Source organism: Klebsiella sp. X1-16S-Nf21 (genome assembly GCF_002837615.1).
Lineage (GTDB): Bacteria > Pseudomonadota > Gammaproteobacteria > Enterobacterales > Enterobacteriaceae > Klebsiella > Klebsiella variicola.
Genome location: NZ_PJDK01000042.1, coordinates 1 through 22,181, shown reverse-complemented (window position 1 = coordinate 22,181; position 22,181 = coordinate 1). Strand labels below are relative to the sequence as shown.

The following is a 22,181-nucleotide window of genomic DNA, read 5'->3' as shown; positions in this document are numbered from 1 at the left end:
CACTTTTGTGTCGGGTGGCGGCTCACGCCTTACCCGACCTACATTTCCTTGCGATTTGTCGCCCGGACAGCGCTCCCGAAAGACGAAGCCCGCGACGGGGAACATGACGAGATACTGATTGCGCCTTCGTCGCGGAATTCACGCAAAAGAAAACCCCGGTCACGCCAGGCGCGACCGGGGTTTTTTCATTGCTATCCTTCCCGCTTAACGGCGTTCGAGGATCTCAAAGCAGTAGCTGTGGGAGTTCTGCGCGTCAGCGTCATGAAACTCGCTGAACACCGACTCCCACTCGTCCGGGTCGTAATCCGGGAAATGGGTATCGCCTTCCACTTCCGCATCAATGTGCGTCAGATAGAGCTTATGCGCTTTCGGCAGGAACTGCTCATAAACGCGGCCGCCGCCAATCACCATAATCTCTTCCACATCGCCGCAGGCAGCAATCGCTTCCTCCACTGAGGAGACCCACTGCACGCGATCGTCGCTGCCGGGTTTGCTGCTGATCACGATATTTTTACGCCCCGGCAACGGGCGCCCAATGGATTCCCAGGTCAGACGCCCCATCACCACCGGCTTATTTAACGTGTTGCGTTTGAACCAGGCGAGATCGGCAGGCAGGTTCCATGGCATGGCGTTTTCCATACCAATGACGCGATCTACCGCTAACGCCGCAATCAGACTGATCATTCATTCATTCCCGAGTGCAAAAAATTGTCGCCACTATACGGAAAGCGTACTACTTCGTCGACTGGCCGGAAGGTAAAGAATAAGAAAATTTTCTGATTTGCTGGCAAGCCCACGTTCACACCGTGGGCCGCCAGAACCGGTTCTAAACGGAAAACAAAATGTTACTGACGAGCGTCAGGCTGAGGGCTTATTTTCCGGCTCATCGGCAATATCCCCGGTGTGCCTGCCCTCTTCCGTCCCCTGCCAGCCGTGACGCTGTACCAGCGACAGATGATGGCGATCTTCGTTGATGATGCCGGTGAGCATATCGCTGGTCCGCTTGAAGACCGCCACCCGCGACGCTGCGTCGTTTTCCGCCATCGCCACCATCTCTTCGACCATCTGCAGGTTGAAGCGACGGAACAGATCGGCCCGCTCGCGGGCTTCATAGGCGCCGAGTCCCAGCGCCTCCAGCGTCATTCGGCCGGACTTCAGCGCCGCCTCGAAGGTTTCACGCTCCGGCGCCTCGACGCCAGCCTGGCGCAGCTTGATGTAATGATCGACATCGCGGGCGCGGGAGATGATCTGCAGATGCGGAAAATGCTCTTTTACCCTTTCCACCAGCTCAAGGCTGACGTGCGGATCGTCTATGGTATTGATCAGTACTTCCGCCTTTTCGGCGCCGGCCGATTCCAGCAGGTCGACCCGGGTGGCATCGCCGTAGAAAACCTTCATATCAAATTTGCGCAAGGTATCAACATGATCCGGGTCGTGATCGAGGATAACCATCTTCACCCCGCTGGAGAGCAACAGTCGCCCGGCAATCTGCCCGAAGCGGCCAAAGCCGGCAACAATCACCCGCGGCTGCTCTTCATCAATCTCGTCAGCATCCCGCGCCTGGCCGCTGGCCGATTTCTCCAGACGGGTCAGCAGGACCAGCAAGACCGGCGTTGCCGCCATCGACAGCGCCACCGCCAGGGTCAGCGCCTTAGCCCATTCGCCGTCCAGCACATCCGCCATCCGCGCGGCGCCAAAGACCACAAACGCGAACTCGCTTCCCTGCCCCAGCAGCACCGCAAACCAGCGGCGCTGGGCGCGCGGCACGCCCAGCGGCCTGGCGATAAGCCACAGCATCAGCATTTTTATCGCCAGGAAACCGACCAGCAAAATAACGATACGCAACGGATGGGTCACGAGAGTGCCGAAGTCAATCGACATGCCGACGCCGATAAAGAACAGCCCCAGCAGCAGCCCTTTAAACGGCTCGATATCGCTCTCCAGCGCATGACGATACTCGGAGCTGGCCAGCAGCACCCCGGCGAGAAACGCCCCCATCGCCATCGACAGCCCGACTTCCTCCAGCAGCAATCCAAAGCCGAAGACCAGGAACAGCGCCACGGCGCTGAACACTTCGCGCAGGCCGGAACGGGCGACAAAGCGCAGCAGCGGACGGGTCAGATAGCGCCCCAGGGCCACCACCAGCGCCAGCGCCGCGGCCACCTTCAGCGCGGAGAGGGCAAACGCCACCAGCGAGGTGGCGCCGCCGCTGGCCGCCAGCAGGGGGATCATCGCCACCAATGGGATCGCCGCGATATCCTGGAACAGCAGCACCGCGAAGGCGCTCCGCCCCATCTGCGACACCGTCAGATTGCGCTCATTCATCGCCTGCATCGCAATGGCTGTGGAAGAGAGCGCCAGGGTCATGCCTATCAGCTCGGCCACCTGCCAGCGCAGGCCCAGCAGCATGCAGAACAGACCGATCAATACCCCGCAGGCTACCATCTGCAGCGCGCCGCCGCCGAACACCGAGGCGCGTAGCTTCCACAGCCGCTGCGGATCCAGCTCCAGACCAATCACGAACAGCATCAGCACCACGCCGATCTCGGCAAAGTGCAGAATCGCCTCGGCGTCAGTCACCAGCCGCAGCCCCCACGGGCCGATAATACAGCCAGCGATCAGATAGCCCAGCACCGACCCCAGCCCCAGGCGGACGGCGATGGGCACAATCAGCGCCGCGGCGCCCAGGTAAATCAGCGCTTGTATCAGCGTATGGCTATCCATTCTGGTGTGCCTCCTGCCAGTCGATTAAGCGTTGACGATAATGGCGGGCCTGCGCCTGCAGCGTTTCGTCATCGCAGATAAAAGTGCAGTGCATGGCGAACGGCGGCAGCCATTTCATTCCGCAGTAAAGCGCGGTTGCCTGCAACGGCTGCGCCAGCACCGGAAAACCGGGGAATGAGCCGATGTCGAAGTGGCTTTCACCGCCGCCGGTGGTCACCGCCCACATCAGCGATTTACCGCGCAGGGCAATACCGTTGTGACCATAGGCCCAGCCGTGCGCCAACACTTTGTCCATCCACAGCTTGAGCAGCGGCGGTACGCTATACCATTGCATAGGGTGCTGCCAGATAACCAGATCGGCACGGGCCAGCGCCGCCTGCTCGGCGGCGACATCGATATTAAAGTCGGGATAGAGTTGATAGAGGGAGCGTATCTCTACGCCTTCAAGCGTCCCTGCCTGTTCAAGCATTCGCTTATTCGCATGAGAATGCTGCGGATAAGGATGCGCATAAATTATCAGAATCATTGATTGGCCTGCGTTTGCTCTTGTCGTAATCAGCAAGAGTGTAGACAGTTAAGCCAACCGCTTACAATGATAACTGTGATTTATGTCGCAGTGGGTTACGCATTTCGGGGTTGATTCTTGATCGCCACATCAGAATCGCTGTCGACCAGATCGCATTGCTTCGGTAGCAGAAAGGTCATTGTGCCGGCGATAATCAACGAACCGGCCAGGGCGCAGACCGCCACATTCTGGCCGTAGAGATACATCATCACGCCCACCAGATAGGGGCCACAGAATCCGCCGAGATTGCCCAGACCATTGATCACCCCGCGTGCGCTGCCCGCCACCTCCGGCGAAGCGATACGCCCCGGCATCGACCAGAACGGACTGGTAGCCGATTTGAGAAAGAAACCGCAGATCACCAGTGCGATATAGGCCGCCACCATCTGGTCGCGGAGCACTACCGACGCCACCAGCGCTGCCGCAAAACTGTAGAGCGAGAAGCGAACCCACAGACGACGCTTACCGCTGTGGTCGCTGAACAACGAAATCACATAGATCCCGGCCAGCGTGGCGACAAACGGCAGCACCGCCAGGAAGCCAACGCTGGCCATGTTGCCGCCGGTTAACCCCTTCAGAATGGTCGGCAGCCACAACGTGTAGCCATAATCCCCGGTCTGGTAGAAAAAATTGAGGATCACCAGCTTCATCAGTCCGGCATTACCAAACACATCCTTCACCGGGGCCTTGCTGACTGGGGCTTCGGCCTGCTTCGCCGCACGCTCGGCGGCCAGGGTGGTCACCAGATAGTCACGCTCGCGGGCGGGCAACCAGTGGGCCTCTTGCGGACGGTCGCTGATCATAAACCACCACACGACCAGCACCACCAGCGACAACAGCCCTTCGATGATAAACAGCCAGCGCCAGTCAAGCGCCGCAATAATGGCGCCGGAGACCGGCGCGGTGAGCATGCCGCCGAGCGGGGCAAACATCATCACAAACGCGTTCGCGCGACCCAGCTCTTTTTCCGGAAACCAATTGCTGACCATGGTCAGCACTACCGGCAGCATTCCCCCTTCCGAAACCCCGAGAATAAATCGCAGCACCAGCAGTTGATATTGATGAGTCACAAACCCTGTCGCCACGGAAACGATAGCCCAGGCTACCAGCGACCAGGCAATAAATTTTTTACCGCTGCCGTTAACCGCAATTCGCCCACCGGGAATTTGCAAAAATAAATAACCAATAAAAAAGATACCACTGGCCACGCCGGCCATTTGGCTGGTAATGCCTAAATCGGCCTCCATGCCGCCTGGCAGGGCAAAGCTAATATTAACCCGGTCCATAAATGACATAATGCAGGCAATTAACACCGGCACAATGATACGCAGCCAACGGGTGCTGGGAATTTTCTCGTTCATATATTTGCACTCTCTATGCAGAGGTTATTGTTTTGATTGAGATCGCGCGGGTACAGAAATAAAAAGCTAATTAATCGATAGCGTTTGGCAGCGCTGCGCCGGCAAACCAGGCGGCGACGTTAGCAAAAACCACTTCGCTCATTTTCTGTCGTGTTTCCTGCGTGGCGCTGGCGACATGCGGCTGCAGCACCACGTTATTGAGGGCGATCAGCGCCGCCGGGACCTGGGGTTCCTGTTCGAAAACATCGAGCCCGGCCCCGGCGATAACGCCGTTTTGTAACGCGTGGATCAACGCCTTTTCATCCACCAGCGAACCGCGGGCAATATTGATAAGCCAGGCATGCGCCGGCATCACGTTAAACACCGAGGCGTCGATGATGCCGCGGTTCGCCTCGCCGCCGGATGCGGCAATCACCAGAAAATCGCTCTCATGCGCCAGGGTATGCAGGTCGGCACACCACTGATAATCGAGGCCCGCTATCTTTTTACGGTCGGTATACAGCACCTGCATATCAAAACCCCGCGCCCGGCGGGCGATCGCCTGGCCAATATTCCCCATACCCAGCAGGCCGATACGCTTCCCGCTGACCTGAGTCGCCAACGGCATACCACCGCTCAGCCAGCGTCCCTCGCGGACAAAGCGATCGCCCTGACAGAGCTGACGGGAACCGGCCAGCAGCAGCCCCATCGCCAGGTCAGCGACATCATTCGTCAACACCCCGGAGGTGATGGTGACGGCAATTTGCCGCGAGCGGGCATACGCCAGATCCACCGCATCGGTACCGACGCCGAAGATGGCAATCAGCCCAGCCTGAGGCAGCAACTCAAGGACGCTGTTTGCTACGCCGACGTCGCCGCGAGTGACCACGACGGCAATGTTCTCTCCTTGCTCACGCAGAAAGGCGATCGGATCGTCCTGCTCGTAGAGACGCAGCAGCGGGAAATGCTCCGCCAGCTGCCGCTGCAGGGTTTCAATTACGGGGGCCACTAAAAGGACGGCGCGGGGAATAACACTCTTCATCAGATCACCTGTTTGACGTTTGGTTACGACGGTAGCCACTATCAAACGGGTTTTTATCGGGGGATTTTGCGATCTGTATCACGCCGAATCGTGTTAAAAATGCGTGTTACCGGACGCGTGATCGTGAAGACAAAACGGCGACCAGACAGGCGATGGACCGCGCGCGCATTAACCTTTCGCTAACACACGACAGGCGCTGGCTGGTGGCCGTTAAATCGTTTCGCCCATCGACAGGCGGTAGTGGAGGTCCACTTTTTCAATGGTGGGCAGTCCTTTGATTTTCTTTATTAAAATCTCTGTCGCCACCTTACCCATCTCGAAGCGCGGCGTCAGGACGCTGGCCAGCCGGGGAGAGACGATCTGGCCGATCTCCAGGCCATGAAAGCCCGCGATAGCCAGCTCCTGGGGCACGCTGATACCGGATGCCAGGCACTCCTGTAACACGCCCACCGCCAGGTCGTCATTAGTGCACAGGATACCGTCCATATCGGCGTACATTTGCCGCGCCAGGGTCATCATGCCGGTGCCAATGGAAACCGACGAGACTTTATTCGGCGCAATGCGCCCCACCGCCAGCCCGGCACTCTCCATCGCCCGACAGTAGCCCAGATAACGCTGCTCGTCGCGGACGTCGGACATCGAGCCGAAGTAGATGATCCGTCGTTTACCGCTGGCCAGCAGCATGGTGGTCATATCGAAGCCGGCCTGGAAGTTATCGAATCCGACGTTGATGCGTCCTGGATTCTCCGCCAGCCCCATCACTTCGGCGATCGGGATCTTCGCGGCATTCAGATACTTGTCCGCCCGCAGGGAGTGCACCGACTCGGTCAGCAGCAGTCCTTTCACATTAAATGCCAGCACGGCGGCAATCTGCTCCTCTTCACGCTGGCGATCGTAGTCGTAATTCACCACCAGCGTCTGGTAACCATGCCCGGCGGCGACAGATTCGATGCCGGCCAGCAGATCGGCAAAAATTTGATTATGAAAGGAGGGAATGAGTACGCCAATCCGCGGCACGGCGACGCTGGTCATCGCCGGATTATCCGGGTCGGGCTGATAGCCGATCTCCGCTATCACGCTGGCAATACGCTCCGCCGTCTCCGGTTTCACCTTTTCCGGGGTGCGCAAATAGCGGCTAACGGTCATCTTGGTTACGCCAGCCAGCTCGGCAATATCATGGAGAGTAATGCGTTGTGCTTTCATCTGTGTGTCCGCCAAATACCTGACTGCTTCAGGCCATTATGCCTGTCGGGGGGGCAAAAGAGAATGCCAGTCCGTAGCCGTTAACCTGTTGAGTCAGCGAGATTTACCGGCAGCGTCACGTTTAAAGTAACCCCTTTTTGTAACACGGTTCCGAGTGATCTTCATCACAGTTTCCCCCGGTAAAAATCCGTGAGATAGGGCACAGGTTTTCTTCAGCCGCTAATCAGGATATCGAGATGAACGATCTTTTCAGCTTACAAGGTAAACGCATTTTAATTACGGGCGCAGGACAGGGGATCGGTTTTGTCATGGCTCAGGGTCTGGCGCAATATGGCGCAGAAATCATTATTAATGACCTTTCTGCCCCGCGAGCGGACGATGCGGTGATGAAGCTCCGCGACGAAGGCGCCACCGCCCATGCTGCGGTATTTAACGTGACCGATGCCGAGGCCGTTGAAGAAGCCATTGCCAATATCGAAGCGCATCTTGGCCCGATTGACGTGTTATTCAATAACGCCGGGATCCAGCGCCGCCACCCGTTTACCGAATTCCCGGTGCAGGAATGGAATGACGTGATTTCAGTTAACCAGACGGCGGTATTTCTCGTCTCTCAGGCCGTCGCGAAGCGCATGGTTGACCGCCAGCAGGGAAAAATCATCAATATCTGCTCCATGCAGAGCGAGCTGGGGCGCGACACCATCACCCCCTACGCCGCCGCCAAAGGCGCGGTGAAGATGCTAACCCGCGGAATGTGCGTTGAGCTGGCGCGGCACAACATTCAGGTCAACGGCATTGCCCCGGGCTACTTTAATACGGCGATGACCCGGACGCTGGTTGAGGATAAGGCGTTTACCGACTGGTTATGCAAACGCACCCCTGCCGCCCGCTGGGGCGATCCGCAGGAGCTGGTCGGCGCTGCCGTCTTTTTATCGTCAAACGCGTCGAATTTCGTCAACGGCCATCTGCTGTTCGTTGACGGCGGCATGCTGGTCGCGGTCTGAGAGAAGGAGCGCATGATGGCAGGACAATGCATTATTTTGATGGGCGTCTCCGGAACCGGCAAATCCACCGTCGGTCAGGCATTGGCCCACGCGCTGGGAGCGAAATTTATCGACGGCGACGACCTTCATCCACGCAACAATATCGTCAAAATGGCCACCAGCCAGCCGCTGAATGATGAGGATCGTCAGCCGTGGCTGACGCGTATCGCCGACGTCATTTTCAGTCTTGAGCAGAAAAACGAGTCAGGTGTATTGGTCTGTTCCGCATTAAAAAAGCGCTATCGCGACCGCCTGCGTGAGGGGAACGCGAAGCTACGCTTCCTGTGGTTGACCGGGGATTATGACTGCATTTTGCAGCGAATGCGCCAGCGTAAAGGCCACTTTATGCCAGAAGCGTTACTGCGTAGCCAGTTTGCCGCCCTGGAGACGCCAGACGCCAGTGAAAGCGATGTTCTGGCCGTCGATATTACCCCCGACATCGCCAGTATTGTCGCTCACTCATTAACGTTACTTCATTCGCAACAACCGCAGAGGATCCCGGCATGATTATCGATACCTTAACCGCCGCCGCCGAAAATGAGCTCTATCCGCCGGTGATCCGCCAGGCGCTGCAGGCCGTGTTACAGCAACAACCGCACGCGCTGCCGCCGGGGAAATATACCGTCGAGAGTGATAATGTGTTTTTTACCGTCGTCGAAGGCCATACCCGGCCGCTGAGCGAGCAACGCCCGGAATATCATCGTCAATATCTCGACATTCACATTGTGCTGAAAGGTGAAGAGATCATCGGTGCCGGGAATAAAGGGCTGCCGGTCGTTGAAGATGGTCACTTCAACACGACGCAGGATATCGGTTTCTGTCAGGCTATCGACAGCGAAACGCTGATTCATCTCTACCCGGAAGAGCTGGCGATCCTCTTCCCTGGCGAATTACACCGCCCGATGGCCTGCCTCGAACAAGGCGCAGCGTTGCGTAAAATCGTGGTTAAAATCGATCGCGCGCTACTGTAACGCGCTCGTTCGGCCCCGCACACTCCCCGCGGGGCCTGGGATAACCATTAGTTATCCAGCTCATCCATGGACTTCACCTGGTCGCGGTTAATCTGCTCCACGCGGCCGGTTTCGGCATTTTTGTATGAGACGAGGCCGGTGTCATCATCCACCTGCGGTTTGCCGCTGGTGACAATGGTCTTGCCATCGGTGGTTTTGATCGACTGATTCGATGAGCAGCCGGCCACGAACATGATTGCCGTCGCTGCCAGTGCGGATGCCACCAGAATATTGTTCCGCATTGTATCCTCCTGTCTTTTCATCAATAGGTATCGTTATGGTACTCACTATAGTTAGCCTGACCCGACAGGTGGTTAAAAGCAGAACTCTCCGAAGATGACTGCAGCCAAAAAAAAGGGCTGACGATGTCGTCAGCCCTGGTTTGTTGCTCTCCGGCCAGGCCGGCGCGCTTATTTGGTGATTTGCGCGTGCATTTCCTGAACCGAAATCACCTTCTCGGTGGCGTCAGCGTTCAGCGCCATCGCGGTGGCAAAGCCGCCGTTCAGGGTGGTGTCGTAATGCACCTTGTACTGCAGCGCGCTGCGGCGAATCAGCTTGGAGTCTTCAATCGCCTGGCGACCTGCGGTGGTGTTGATGATGTAGGTGTATTCGCCATTCTTGATACGGTCCTGAATGTGCGGACGACCTTCATGCACCTTGTTCACCAGACGCGGGTTGATACCGGCTTCGCCCAGTACAATCGCCGTACCGTGGGTCGCATCCAGCTCAAAGCCAAACTTCAGCAGCTTCGCCGCCAGGTCAACCACGCGCTCTTTATCGCCTTCGCGGACGGAGAGCAGCGCGCGGCCCTGTTTCTTCATGGTTGAGTTGCTGCCCAGCTGCGCTTTGGCGAACGCTTCCGCGAAGGTACGACCCACGCCCATCACTTCCCCGGTAGAGCGCATTTCAGGCCCTAACAGCGGGTCAACGCCCGGGAATTTGTTGAACGGCAGAACCACCTCTTTCACCGAGTAGTACGGCGGGATGATCTCTTTGGTCACGCCCTGCTGCGCCAGCGTCTTACCGGCCATTACGCGCGCCGCGACTTTCGCCAGCGGGACGCCGGTGGCTTTGGAGACGAATGGTACGGTACGCGCCGCACGCGGGTTCACTTCAATCAGATAAACTTCGTTATCTTTCACCGCGAACTGGACGTTCATCAGGCCGCGAACCTGCAACTCGAAAGCCAGCTTCTGCACCTGCTCGCGCATCACATCCTGAATTTCCTGGCTCAGCGTATACGCTGGCAGGGAACAGGCTGAGTCGCCGGAGTGTACGCCCGCCTGCTCGATATGCTCCATGATGCCGCCAATCAGCACCATCTCGCCATCGCAGATGGCGTCGACATCCACTTCAATCGCGTCATCGAGGAAGCGATCCAGCAGTACCGGTGCATCGTTGGAGACGCTAACCGCGGTCTGGAAGTAGCGGCGCAGATCCTGCTCGTCGTAAACAATTTCCATCGCCCGGCCGCCGAGCACGTAAGACGGCCGAACCACCAGCGGGTAGCCAATCTCTTTCGCTCTCTCTACCGCCTGCTCAATGGCAGTGACGGTGGCGTTCGCCGGCTGCTTCAGCTTCAGACGGTCAACCGCATGCTGGAAGCGCTCACGGTCTTCCGCGCGGTCGATAGCGTCCGGGCTGGTGCCGATAACCGGTACGCCTGCGGCTTCCAGGGCGCGCGCCAGCTTCAGCGGCGTCTGGCCGCCGTACTGCACGATAACGCCCTTCGGCTTCTCGATGCGCACGATTTCCAGCACGTCTTCCAGGGTCACCGGCTCGAAGTACAGACGGTCGGAGGTGTCATAGTCGGTAGACACGGTTTCCGGGTTACAGTTGACCATGATGGTCTCGTAACCGTCTTCGCGCAGCGCCAGAGAGGCGTGTACGCAGCAGTAGTCAAATTCGATACCCTGGCCGATACGGTTCGGGCCGCCGCCGAGGACCATGATTTTATCGCGGTCAACGGACGGGTTGGACTCACACTCTTCTTCATAAGTGGAGTACATGTAGGCGGTATCGGTGGCGAATTCGGCGGCGCAGGTGTCCACGCGCTTGTAGACCGGATGCAGGTCATACTGGTCGCGCAGCTTGCGAATTTCCGCTTCCCGCACGCCCGCCAGTTTCGCCAGACGCGCATCGGCAAAGCCTTTACGCTTCAGGGTACGCAGGAAGTCGGCGTCGAGGCCGTTGATGCCCACTTCCACCACTTTCTCTTCCAGACGCACCAGCTCTTCAATCTGCACCAGGAACCAGCGGTCGATATTGGTCAGGTTGAAGACGCCGTCTACCGAGAGGCCGGCGCGGAAGGCATCCGCGATGTACCAGATACGCTCGGCGCCAGCGTCTTTCAGCTCGCGGCGAATTTTAGTCAGCGCTTCCGGGTCGTCGAGGCTCACTTTCGGGTCGAAGCCGGTGGCGCCCACTTCCAGGCCGCGCAGCGCTTTCTGCAGCGATTCCTGCTGGGTGCGGCCAATGGCCATCACTTCGCCGACGGATTTCATCTGGGTGGTCAGACGGTCGTTCGCGCCAGCGAATTTTTCGAAGTTGAAGCGTGGAATTTTGGTGACCACGTAGTCGATGGACGGCTCGAAGGAAGCCGGAGTGCGGCCGCCGGTGATGTCGTTCATCAGCTCGTCAAGGGTGTAGCCCACTGCCAGCTTGGCCGCCACTTTAGCAATCGGGAAGCCGGTGGCTTTCGAGGCCAGCGCCGAAGAGCGGGAGACGCGCGGGTTCATTTCGATAACGATCAGGCGACCGTCTTTCGGGTTCACCGAGAACTGCACGTTAGAGCCGCCGGTTTCCACACCGATTTCACGCAGGACCGCCATCGAGGCGTTACGCATGATTTGGTATTCTTTGTCGGTCAGGGTCTGCGCCGGGGCAACGGTGATGGAGTCGCCGGTATGGATCCCCATGGCATCGAAGTTTTCAATCGAGCAGACGATGATGCAGTTGTCGTTCTTATCGCGCACCACTTCCATCTCGTACTCTTTCCAGCCGATCAGCGATTCATCGATCAGCAGTTCGTTGGTCGGAGAGAGATCCAGGCCGCGTTCGCAGATTTCTTCGAACTCTTCGCGGTTATAGGCTATACCGCCGCCGGTGCCGCCCATCGTAAAGGACGGACGGATAATGCACGGGAAGCCAACGTCGGCGGCAACCGCCAGCGCTTCTTCCATGGTGTGGGCGATGCCGGAGCGCGCGGTGTCGAGGCCGATTTTCTTCATCGCCACGTCGAAGCGACGACGGTCTTCCGCTTTATCAATCGCGTCCGCAGTGGCGCCGATCATGGTCACGCCGAACTCTGCCAGCACGCCCTGACGTTCCAGCTCCAGCGCACAGTTCAGCGCGGTCTGGCCGCCCATGGTCGGCAGCACGGCATCCGGGCGCTCTTTTTCGATAATTTTACGTACCACTTCCCAGTGAATCGGCTCGATGTAGGTCGCATCAGCCATTTCCGGGTCGGTCATGATGGTCGCTGGGTTGGAGTTCACCAGAATAACGCGGTAGCCCTCTTCACGCAGGGCTTTACAGGCCTGCGCGCCGGAGTAGTCAAACTCACACGCCTGACCGATAACAATCGGGCCCGCGCCCAGAATCAGGATACTTTTTATGTCTGTACGTTTTGGCATTGCTCTTTTACTCCTGATTATTTCGCGGACTGACGGTAGAGCTCAATTAACTCGATAAAGTGGTCGAACAGCGGCGCGGCATCATGCGGCCCCGGGCTCGCTTCAGGGTGCCCCTGGAAGCTAAACGCCGGTTTGTCGGTACGATGAATGCCCTGCAGGGTGCCGTCGAACAGCGACTTGTGGGTCACGCGCAGGTTGGCCGGCAAGGTGGCTTCGTCAACCGCAAAACCGTGGTTCTGCGCGGTGATCATCACCACATTGTTATCAATATCTTTCACCGGATGGTTGCCGCCGTGGTGGCCGAACTTCATCTTAATGGTCTTCGCACCGCTCGCCAGCGCCAGCAGCTGATGGCCAAGGCAGATACCGAATACCGGAATATCGGTCTCAAGGAATTTTTCAATCGCGTCGATAGCGTAATCGCACGGCGCCGGGTCGCCTGGGCCGTTAGAGAGGAAAATACCGTCCGGATTCATTTTCAGCACGTCTTCGGCAGAGGTCTGCGCCGGCACCACCGTCAGGCGGCAGCCGCGGTCCACCAGCATGCGCAGGATGTTGCGTTTCGCGCCGAAGTCATACGCCACAACATGGAACGGCAGCTCGCTTTCCGCTTTCGCTTCCGGCAGGTCGCCCGCCAGAGTCCAGCTGCCCTGCGTCCAGCTGTAGGTTTCTGCGGTGGTCACTTCCTTCGCCAGATCCATGCCGTTCAGACCCGGGAACGCTTTCGCTTTCTCCAGCGCCAGCTGAGCATCCGGGCTGTCGCCCGCGATGATGCAGCCGTTCTGCGCCCCTTTCTCACGCAGCAGACGCGTCAGCTTGCGGGTATCGATATCGGCAATCGCCACGATGTTATGGCGCTTCAGATAAGAAGAAAGATCTTCAGTATTGCGGAAGTTGCTGGCAATCAGCGGCAGATCGCGGATCACCAGACCCTGAGCATGTACCTGAGAAGATTCTTCATCGGCGGCGTTGGTGCCGACATTACCAATATGAGGATAAGTAAGAGTGACGATTTGGCGGGAATAGGAAGGATCAGTGAGGATTTCTTGATAACCGGTCATTGAAGTATTGAAAACGACTTCCCCAACCGCCGTGCCGGTTGCCCCGATGGCCCGACCGTGAAACTGGGTTCCGTCTTCCAGAACCAATAGCGCTGACTTAATCAAAACACCCTCCAGAGAATATCCACTCACTTTATTTGCATATTAATTCATAAACACGATCTGAATCAATGCAAATCTGTTGCCCGCAGATTTTTGGCAAACGGCGGCATTCTGGAGAGATGTCGGATAAAAGTCAACTTAAAGCGGAGATTTTTAATGTCATTTTACGTCACTGGCGCATAACATGTGATTTTTACGCCAAAAAGATCAACAAACCTGGCTGAGAAAACGCTTGCGGACGGGAAAGAGTGTAAAACCTGGCGACGAAGCGCTAAAAAGTGGACCAAATGGTCAAAATTTACATTTCATTCACCAAAAACAGCATGAATATTATTATTTATAGCTATCACAACGTAAAACACACACCAAACCCATAAAAATAAAAAAGGGCAACAATATATTGCCCCTTGCATCAATAACTTATTGATTGCAATAACCACATCACGATGGGTAATAATCGTTATAAACTGTTCAAATCCAGCACATCACGCATGTCAAACAGACCATTTTTCTTGTCTTTCAGCCATAATGCAGAGCGAACCGCGCCATTAGCAAAGGTCATCCGGCTGGAGGCTTTATGGGTGATTTCAATACGCTCACCGATATCAGCAAACATCGCCGTATGTTCGCCGACGATATCGCCCGCACGGACGGTGGCGAAGCCAATGGTGCCCGGAACGCGTTCGCCGGTATGACCTTCACGACTGTAGACGGCGCATTCCTTCAGATCTTTGTTCAATGCTCCGGCGATCGCTTCGCCCATCGCCAGCGCGGTGCCTGACGGCGCATCCACTTTATGCCGGTGGTGCGCTTCGATAATTTCGATGTCGGTGTAGTCGCCCATCACCTTTGCCGCCTTCTCCAGCAGCTTTAACAGGACGTTGACGCCGACGCTAAAGTTAGCGGCGAAGACAATGGCAATCTCCTGCGCGGCGTCGCGAATCGCCTGCTTGCCAGCGTCGTCAAAACCGGTGGTGCCGATGACCATCCCTTTGCCGTGCTCGCGGCAAAACGCCAGATGATTCAGCGTGCCTTCCGGGCGGGTAAAATCGATCAACACGTCGAAATCATCTTTTACCGCCGTCAGGCTGCTCTGCACCGCGACGCCCGCTTTGCCGGCGCCCGCCAGCTCCCCGGCGTCGCTGCCCACCAGGCTTGACCCTTCGCGCTCCAGCGCCGCGCCCAGCGCCACGCCTTCCATCTGCAATGCAGCCTGAATTAACTGGCGTCCCATCCGGCCGCCCGCGCCGGCGATGGCCACGCGGATTTGTGCATCATGCATAGCTATTCTCTTTTGTTAACATTACGTAAATTGTTTTCAGAGTAACCAGCCCGTCAGCGGGCCGCTACTCAAAAACGCCGATAATTAGAAATTTATGACAAACGGCGGACGATATCAGTAAAAACTATACGATTGTGCCGCAATTCCATGTTTACGTAGTGACAACCGGGAAGGCTAATGATGGCGCCTTCGCCCGTACAGTGCGGGCGAAGGCGGTGTTGCAGTGGGTTACAGCGGGAAAAGCGCGCCGGCGGGAAACGTGGATAAAAACCAGGTCACCGCCAGCAGATCGGCGCTGCCGCCGGGGCTGAGATGGCGGGCAATCAGCTCATCGTCAAACTGGCGCAGCGCCTCCAGCCCGCCGTCCGCCAGCACGCCGCCCTGCCACAGCAGTCGCTGCGCCTCCTGCTGGACAAAGTTCAGCCCGGCAAGCCCGCCGCGCGAGACCAGGTTGGTGTCATCATTCCACGCCATCAGATGCAGCAGGGTTTGCAGCAGCGCCAGATTGCTGTCGCCGGTCTCTTCCATCATGCGGGTAAAGACTGGCAAGGCCTGGGTACGCACCGTCAGGAAACCGCTCTCCGCCTCGCCGCGGGCCCCGGGGAGACCATAACGCAGAAAATGAGCCTCGCCTTTACTTAGCCGTTCCCCGCCAGCAGAAGACAATTCCTGCATAACCATGCCGCGACAGAAGCGCGCCACCTGGTCGCAAAGCCGGTGCTGCTCTATCGGCTCACCTTTCGACACCAGCCTGCCCGCCGCCGCGCTGAGCAGGCCAAAAGCGAAGATCGCCCCGCGATGGGTATTCACCCCGCCGGTGGCCTCCAGCATATCGTTCTCACAGGCCATCCCCACCGGGCGCAGCATCATCAATACCTGCTCCGGCGCGACCGCCGCAGTATCGTGGCCCATGATGAAAAATTTCTCCATCCATGGCGCCACCACCGCGGTGCTGGCCTCAAACGAGGCCAGATCCATATCCCGGTGCGCGCCAGCGTTACGAATATCCACCAACCCGGGCTTAGGGGTCAGGCGAACTTCGGTCAACAGCGCGCGCTCTACCGCGCTGACCACCTCTTCGGCACTCAGTGGCTTCACGCGCCGCACACGCGCCGGATTAATTAACACGTCGCTCATGGCCTTTCCCCTCTGCGTTTAGTCGCTGTTTTTCACCTGACGAATCACATCGATGACCGAACCGTCGCGATAGCGCACGACCGCCACCACCCGATCGGTAAATTCGATCGGCTGCGGCTTGCCGGTTAGCAGTTCCGCACGCTGCTGCAGCTCCTCAATGGTCATCAGCGGAATGCCTGCGCTGCGCAAATTGTCGATCAGGTCCTGACGTGCCGGGTTGACCGCTATGCCGTGGTCAGTGACCAGCACATCCACGCTGGCTCCCGGCGTCACGCGGGTCAGCACTTTTTCCACGACGCAGGGAATTCGCCCGCGAACTAACGGCGCGGTAATGATGGTCAGATCCGCGCCGGCGGCGGTATCGCTATGTCCGCCGGATGCGCCGCGCAGCACGCCGTTAGAGCCGGTCATCACGTTGACGTTAAAGTCGGTATCGATTTCCAGCGCGCTGAGCATTACCACGTTTAAGCGCTCGCAGGAGGCGCCTTTAGAGCCTGGGCTGGCATACTGATTGGTGGAGATCTCGACGTGGTTCGGGTTCTGCGCCAGCGAACGCGCGGCGTCGCCATCGAACGACTGGGTATCGAGCAGCGTTTTGATCAGCCCCTTTTCGTGCAGATCGACCATCGTGCCGGTGATGCCGCCGAGGCCGAAGCTGGCGGTAATGCCGTTACGGCGCATTTTGTCTTCGAGGAAGCGGCTCACCGCCAGCGAGGCGCCGCCGGTGCCAGTCTGCAGCGAGAAACCGTCTTTAAAGTAACCGGAATGCTCGACCACCTTCGCCGCCTGGCGGGCAATCAGCAGTTCGCGCGGGTTGCTGGTCAGACGGATCGCGCCAGCGGTGATTTTTTGCGGATCGCCGACTTCGTCCACCTGGACGATCAGATCCACCTGATCCTGGGCAATGCTGGCCGGATAGTTTGGGTAATCCACCCACGCTTCGGTCAACAGCACTACGCATTTGGCATGTTCCGCATCAACGCGCGCATAGCCCAGCGAACCGCAGCGCGACTTACCGCTAAAGCCGTTGGCATTGCCAAACTCATCGCAGCAAGGGACGCCGAGAAACGCCACATCAATCGACAGTTCGCCGCTTTGGATCAGCTGTACGCGACCGCCGTGGGAGTGGATCTGCACCGGGTTTTCCATCAGGCCGGCGGAGATCTCCTCGCCCAGCTTGCCGCGCAGACCGGAGGTGTAGATCTGGCGGATCACGCCATTTTTAATATGCTCGATCAGCGGCCAGTGGGCGTCGATCAGCGAACTGGATGCCAGGGTCAGATCGCGAAAGCCCATTTCCGCCAGCGTTGCCATGACCATGTTGACCACTTTGTCACCGCCGCGAAACGCGTGGTGGAACGAAATGGTCATGCCGTTTTGCAGGCCGGAGCGACGGATTGCCGTTTCCAGCGAGTCGCAAATTTTACGCTGGCGCTTTTCTGTTTCACTGGCCAGCCACGGACTTTTCGCCGTCACGCCCGCATAAGGGGTCAGTCCTTCCGGCATCACGTACTGCTGATTAAGCATTGCTACTGTCTCTTTCATCTTGTTCCCCTTAATCACGAATCCCGGAAGCCGAGAGCGCCACCACTTTGCGAGCGTGGTCGATAATCGGTCCATCGATCATCTTGCCGTTGAGCGACACCACGCCCAGACCGCGCGACTCTGCCTCTTCCGCGGCGGCAATCACCTCCAGCGCATGGTCGACCTCTTTGCGCGTCGGGGCATAGACCTGATGCAGGAGTTCAATTTGTCGTGGGTTGACCAGCGATTTGCCATTGAAGCCGAGGTTTTTCGCCAGATTCGCTTCCGCGAGGAACCCCTCTTCGTTGTTGATATCCGACCACACCACGTCATAGGCGGCGATGCCGGCAACGCGCGCGGCATGCAGTACCGCACAGCGGGCGTAGAACAGTTCAGTGCCGTCGCCGCGAGAAGTGCCCATATCCATAACGTAATCGAAAGCCGCCAGCGCGATCGCTGCCAGACGCGGGCTGGCGCGGGCGATCTCCACCGCGTTCACCACGCCCAGCGCCGACTCGATCGCCGCCATTAACTTGGTGCTGCCCACTTCCCGGCCGCATTCGCGTTCAATCCGCTCAACGTGCGCTTCCAGTTCATGGATATCTTCTTTGCTGTCGGTTTTCGGCAGACGTACCATGTCCACACCCGCGCGTACCACCGCTTCAAGGTCGGCAAGACCAAACGGCGTATTCAGTGGGTTAATGCGCACCACGGTTTCGATATCCTGATACAGAGGATGCTGCAGCGCCTGATACACCAGCAGACGAGCGGTATCTTTCTCGCGCAGCGAAACGGCATCTTCCAGGTCGAACATCACCGCATCAGCGCCGTAGACGAATGACGTGCTTAACATGGCGGCATTGGCGCCAGGGATGAACAGCATACTGCGACGTGGTTTCATAACTGGCTCCATTGCAATTGAGACTGTTGCGCCGCGCGCAGCGCCGCAGCCTGTACGCGGGCCCGCAGTACGCACTCCAGGGCGCCTTTATCATCGACCACCACGTTGGCCTGCTTCACGCCAAGCTGCGCCAGCGTTTCTCTGACCACCTGCTCAATCGCAGCGCCAAACTGTTGTTTCACAATGCTGTCGATTTCCATCTGAATGCCCGGCTGCGCCGCCGGTCCAATCCTGACCATCACATCGCTGGACTCCAGCGTGCCGGCCAGGGCGTCAATCTTCATTTCCATAGGGGAAAATCCTTAGTTAGGGCGTATAAATCAGGCGGTTTGATGTTCGCTCTCCGCCAGTTGCATCAGAAAAGAGAGGGTGCCCGGCGGCACCAGCGCCGCGACGGCTTGCCAGTTGCGCTGTCGGTACAGCTCGCGCACGCGGGAAGCGGATATCGGCCCGCCGTTTTTTTCGATGCGCGCCAGCTCCACAACTTCAACAGGCGGAGCGTCACCGGGCGCTTCCAGCAACGCCTTCATGCGCTGGTTGTAGCTACGGGTCAGCGAACACAGCGGCTCGGTGCCGACAAAGCGATGGGTTATCTGCAGCGCCGGGGCCAGGCGTTCACGGAATATCTGCAGGTCAATCTGGCTGTGGCAGTCATCGACCACGCCCTGTTCTTTGAGGAAGTAGCCGGGAAACGTCGCCCGCGAGATGAGGTATGCCGAACCGGGATGCAGCGTCACTTTGTCGATGCCGGCGATACCTTTTTCGATAAGCGTAAAGCGATCGTGATAGGAAAAGCAGGAGGCATCTTCCTTCACGACAAACAGATGTAACCAGTCGCACTGGCGTGCCGCCTGCTCCACCAGCCAACGGTGGCCGAGGGTAAACGGATTGGCATTCATCACAATGGCGCCGATTTTGCGCCCCGGCTGACGGTACATCGCCAGCTGTCGGCAATAGCGCGTCAGCCGTTCGCGGCTGTTTTCCATTAATACGGCGCGATCGCCCGCCTGGGCAATTGGCCAGAAGCCTGCCCCGGAAAATAGCGCAGCGTTACTGGGTTTAGTGAATAAAAACAGCTCGCTGCGCCTCAGCTCATAGGCCAGCGTCAGGAGCTCGGTCAGTAATTTAAGGCTCAGCCCCTCCCCCTGCAGCGAGGGATCGATGGCGATGCATTTCAGCACATTGCCGGCGATAGCACCGCAGCCGACCAGCCGCTGCTGATACTCGGCGATAATCGCCATTTCGCAGTCGGCCTCTAACGACAGTTGATGCTGGCGGAGAAACCGATCGATCGCCTCTCGCCGCGGTTTATCTTTTAATAGCTGAACGCGTTTTAATATCAGTGTCATTTTTTAGCGCTTCATCATTTCAAAACGAACTGTATTTCGCCAGCGTTCGGCTATGGATTCTTGTATTCAAGTCACAGTTTTTCTCGTGGCTTAATTGGCTTTATGGTTTTTATGTTGTTAATTAATTCAGAATCATAAAAACAATTAAATTAATAAAAAACACGAGTATTCAGTGAAGATAATCACACCTTACCCATGGGTCTATTTATTACTATGCGCCGGTCTTACTACTCCATCAATAAACAGGATAACGTTTATGACTAACATGAGTCAGGCTCCGGCAGCGGAGAAGAAGGGCGTTAACGACCTGCTGGGATTTAAAATCTTCGGCATGCCGCTACCCCTTTATGCGTTTGCGTTAATTACGCTATTACTTTCACATTTCTATAACGCTTTACCCACCGACATCGTCGGCGGATTCGCCATCATGTTTATTATCGGCGCCATATTCGGTGAAATTGGCAAACGCCTGCCAATATTCAACAAATATATCGGTGGCGCTCCGGTGATGATTTTCCTGGTGGCGGCTTATTTCGTCTATGCCGGTATTTTCACGCAGAAAGAGATAGATGCTATCAGCAACGTGATGGATAAAAGTAACTTCCTTAACTTATTTATCGCGGTATTAATCACCGGTGCAATCCTGTCGGTAAACCGCCGCCTGCTGCTGAAATCACTGCTCGGCTATATTCCAACCATCCTGATGGGCATTGTCGGCGCGTCGATTTTCGGCATCGCTATCGGTCTGGTGTTCGGGATTCCGGTGGATCGCATCATGATGCTCTACGTCCTGCCGATCATGGGTGGCGGCAACGGCGCGGGCGCAGTCCCCCTGTCGGAGATCTACCACTCCGTCACTGGTCGTTCTCGCGAAGAATATTACTCTACTGCCATCGCTATCCTGACCATCGCCAACATCTTCGCCATCGTCTTTGCCGCGATACTCGATATCATCGGTAAAAAGCACACCTGGCTGAGCGGCGAAGGCGAACTGGTGCGTAAAGCCTCATTCAAAGTGGAAGACGATGAAAAAGCGGGACAAATCACCCATCGTGAAACCGCCGTTGGCCTGGTGCTGTCCACTACCTGTTTCCTGCTGGCCTACGTCGTCGCCAAGAAAATCCTGCCCAGCATTGGCGGCGTTTCGATTCACTACTTCGCGTGGATGGTATTGATCGTTGCGGCGCTAAACGCCTCCGGCCTGTGCTCACCAGAAATCAAAGCCGGCGCCAAGCGTCTGTCTGATTTCTTCTCCAAACAGTTGCTGTGGGTACTGATGGTCGGCGTCGGCGTCTGCTACACCGACCTGCAGGAAATCATCAATGCCATTACTGTCTATAACGTTGTTATCGCCGCCGTAATCGTTATCGGCGCAGTGCTCGGCGCGGCGATCGGCGGCTGGCTGATGGGCTTCTTCCCAATTGAATCGGCGATCACGGCGGGCCTGTGTATGGCCAACCGCGGCGGCTCCGGCGACCTGGAAGTTCTCTCTGCTTGTAACCGTATGAACCTTATCTCTTATGCGCAAATCTCCTCCCGTTTGGGCGGGGGTATTGTGTTGGTCATCGCCAGCATCGTGTTCGGCATGATGGTTTAACCCATTTGCACGATGGCACGTTGAACTGACAGGTGAAGAACGTATCAGGGTCCTATGCCGGGAGCGGCAGAGGGAAATCCACCCTGCTCCTTAGCCGGAAACGCCAGAAACCTTGTCAGGCAGCGCGCCATCGTGCCTCTATTTGAGATGTACCAATGACTGACAATGCCGTCCTGTTAGGCGAAGGCTTCACCCTGATGTTTCTCGGCATGGGCTTTGTGCTGGTGTTCCTGCTGCTGCTCATCTTTGCCATCCGGGGAATGTCCCTCGCCGTCAACCGCCTGTTTCCCGAGCCGCCTGCCGCCCCCAAACCGGCCCCGGCCGCGCCCGCCGACGACTTCGCCCGCTTAAAGCCGGCGATTGTCGCCGCCATTCACCACCATCGCCGTCTTCACCCTTAATTCACGGAGGAATTTATGACCGTTGCCATTACCGATGTCGTCCTGCGCGACGCCCACCAGTCCCTGTTCGCCACCCGTCTGCGTCTCGACGATATGCTCCCCGTCGCCGCTCAGCTGGATGACGTCGGCTACCGCTCGCTGGAGTGCTGGGGCGGCGCCACCTTTGACGCCTGCATCCGCTTCCTCGGCGAGGACCCGTGGGTCCGCCTGCGCGAGCTGAAAAAGGCGATGCCGAAGACCCCGCTGCAGATGCTGCTCCGCGGCCAGA

At 57.6% G+C, this 22,181-nt stretch carries 20 protein-coding genes and 1 pseudogene; 6 read left to right on the top strand and 15 right to left on the bottom strand.

Annotated elements, in window-relative coordinates:
- Nucleotides 1–204: 204 nt before the first annotated feature.
- From folA to CW267_RS18690, 6 genes are all read right to left on the bottom strand, one after another.
- Nucleotides 205–684 carry a type 3 dihydrofolate reductase gene (gene folA / locus CW267_RS18720; RefSeq protein ID WP_008807476.1) on the bottom strand — a complete coding sequence of 160 codons (480 nt, stop codon included), beginning with the start codon at nt 682–684 and terminating at the stop codon, nt 205–207.
- 174 nt (nt 685–858) lie between these two features.
- Nucleotides 859–2,724 (bottom strand): glutathione-regulated potassium-efflux system protein KefC, encoded by a 1,866-nt coding sequence (gene kefC / locus CW267_RS18710; protein WP_100781232.1) that lies wholly within the window; start codon nt 2,722–2,724, stop codon nt 859–861.
- The gene (gene kefF / locus CW267_RS18705) at nt 2,717–3,250 is read right to left on the bottom strand and encodes a glutathione-regulated potassium-efflux system oxidoreductase KefF (RefSeq protein ID WP_008807478.1); all 534 of its coding nucleotides are present in this window, start codon (nt 3,248–3,250) and stop codon (nt 2,717–2,719) included. Before kefF ends, kefC begins: the two co-directional genes overlap by 8 nt.
- Before the next feature lie 95 nt (nt 3,251–3,345).
- On the bottom strand, nt 3,346–4,650 hold the full coding sequence (locus CW267_RS18700; RefSeq protein WP_012968954.1) for an MFS transporter: 1,305 nt from the start codon (nt 4,648–4,650) through the stop codon (nt 3,346–3,348).
- 70 nt (nt 4,651–4,720) lie between these two features.
- Nucleotides 4,721–5,671 (bottom strand): 2-hydroxyacid dehydrogenase, encoded by a 951-nt coding sequence (locus tag CW267_RS18695; protein ID WP_016160281.1) that lies wholly within the window; start codon nt 5,669–5,671, stop codon nt 4,721–4,723.
- Between the two features lie 210 nt (nt 5,672–5,881).
- Nucleotides 5,882–6,874, bottom strand: coding sequence for a LacI family DNA-binding transcriptional regulator (locus tag CW267_RS18690; RefSeq protein WP_012968956.1), 993 nt, complete (start codon nt 6,872–6,874; stop codon nt 5,882–5,884).
- Between the two features lie 236 nt (nt 6,875–7,110).
- Here CW267_RS18690 and idnO point away from each other — a divergent pair, with 236 nt between their 5' ends.
- From idnO to CW267_RS18675, 3 genes are read left to right on the top strand one after another with little or no spacing between them, the layout of a single operon-like run.
- Nucleotides 7,111–7,875, top strand: a complete 765-nt coding sequence (gene idnO / locus CW267_RS18685) for a gluconate 5-dehydrogenase (RefSeq protein ID WP_008807482.1) — start codon at nt 7,111–7,113, stop codon at nt 7,873–7,875.
- 15 nt (nt 7,876–7,890) lie between these two features.
- Nucleotides 7,891–8,421 carry a gluconokinase gene (locus CW267_RS18680; protein ID WP_016160279.1) on the top strand — a complete coding sequence of 177 codons (531 nt, stop codon included), beginning with the start codon at nt 7,891–7,893 and terminating at the stop codon, nt 8,419–8,421.
- Nucleotides 8,418–8,885 carry a YhcH/YjgK/YiaL family protein gene (locus CW267_RS18675; RefSeq protein ID WP_008807484.1) on the top strand — a complete coding sequence of 156 codons (468 nt, stop codon included), beginning with the start codon at nt 8,418–8,420 and terminating at the stop codon, nt 8,883–8,885. The genes CW267_RS18680 and CW267_RS18675 overlap by 4 nt, the downstream gene beginning before the upstream one ends.
- A gap of 47 nt (nt 8,886–8,932) precedes the next feature.
- Here the strand turns inward: CW267_RS18675 and CW267_RS18670 are convergent, their stop codons facing one another.
- The 9 genes from CW267_RS18670 to citC all read right to left on the bottom strand — a co-directional run bounded on the left by CW267_RS18670 (nt 8,933) and on the right by citC (nt 19,915).
- Nucleotides 8,933–9,166 (bottom strand): YgdI/YgdR family lipoprotein, encoded by a 234-nt coding sequence (locus CW267_RS18670; protein ID WP_002888059.1) that lies wholly within the window; start codon nt 9,164–9,166, stop codon nt 8,933–8,935.
- Nucleotides 9,167–9,334: 168 nt separating this feature from the next.
- On the bottom strand, nt 9,335–12,559 hold the full coding sequence (carB, locus tag CW267_RS18665; protein WP_008807485.1) for a carbamoyl-phosphate synthase large subunit: 3,225 nt from the start codon (nt 12,557–12,559) through the stop codon (nt 9,335–9,337).
- A 17-nt stretch (nt 12,560–12,576) separates the two neighbouring features.
- Complete coding sequence (gene carA, locus CW267_RS18660; protein WP_012542883.1) at nt 12,577–13,725, bottom strand: glutamine-hydrolyzing carbamoyl-phosphate synthase small subunit; 1,149 nt, start codon at nt 13,723–13,725, stop codon at nt 12,577–12,579.
- Nucleotides 13,726–14,182: 457 nt separating this feature from the next.
- On the bottom strand, nt 14,183–15,004 hold the full coding sequence (gene dapB / locus CW267_RS18650) for a 4-hydroxy-tetrahydrodipicolinate reductase (RefSeq protein ID WP_008807487.1): 822 nt from the start codon (nt 15,002–15,004) through the stop codon (nt 14,183–14,185).
- 228 nt (nt 15,005–15,232) lie between these two features.
- A complete protein-coding gene (gene citG, locus CW267_RS18645) occupies nt 15,233–16,141 on the bottom strand; it encodes a triphosphoribosyl-dephospho-CoA synthase CitG (protein WP_012968958.1) in 909 nt (302 codons plus the stop codon).
- 18 nt (nt 16,142–16,159) lie between these two features.
- Complete coding sequence (gene citF / locus CW267_RS18640) at nt 16,160–17,686, bottom strand: citrate lyase subunit alpha (protein WP_023339578.1); 1,527 nt, start codon at nt 17,684–17,686, stop codon at nt 16,160–16,162.
- Nucleotides 17,687–17,696: 10 nt separating this feature from the next.
- On the bottom strand, nt 17,697–18,566 hold the full coding sequence (citE, locus tag CW267_RS18635; protein WP_012968960.1) for a citrate (pro-3S)-lyase subunit beta: 870 nt from the start codon (nt 18,564–18,566) through the stop codon (nt 17,697–17,699).
- Nucleotides 18,563–18,856 (bottom strand): citrate lyase acyl carrier protein, encoded by a 294-nt coding sequence (gene citD / locus CW267_RS18630; RefSeq protein ID WP_023297055.1) that lies wholly within the window; start codon nt 18,854–18,856, stop codon nt 18,563–18,565. The genes citE and citD overlap by 4 nt, the downstream gene beginning before the upstream one ends.
- A gap of 30 nt (nt 18,857–18,886) precedes the next feature.
- A complete protein-coding gene (citC, locus tag CW267_RS18625) occupies nt 18,887–19,915 on the bottom strand; it encodes a [citrate (pro-3S)-lyase] ligase (RefSeq protein ID WP_012542889.1) in 1,029 nt (342 codons plus the stop codon).
- Nucleotides 19,916–20,171: 256 nt separating this feature from the next.
- On the opposite strand from citC, the gene citS reads away from it, so the two are divergent.
- The 3 genes and pseudogenes from citS to CW267_RS18610 form a co-directional block, all read left to right on the top strand.
- Nucleotides 20,172–21,512, top strand: a complete 1,341-nt coding sequence (gene citS / locus CW267_RS18620; protein WP_012968962.1) for a citrate/sodium symporter CitS — start codon at nt 20,172–20,174, stop codon at nt 21,510–21,512.
- A 155-nt stretch (nt 21,513–21,667) separates the two neighbouring features.
- Nucleotides 21,668–21,913 carry an oxaloacetate decarboxylase subunit gamma gene (locus tag CW267_RS18615; protein ID WP_032736653.1) on the top strand — a complete coding sequence of 82 codons (246 nt, stop codon included), beginning with the start codon at nt 21,668–21,670 and terminating at the stop codon, nt 21,911–21,913.
- Nucleotides 21,914–21,928: 15 nt separating this feature from the next.
- A pseudogene (locus CW267_RS18610) lies at nt 21,929–22,181 on the top strand (oxaloacetate decarboxylase); the annotation flags it as partial.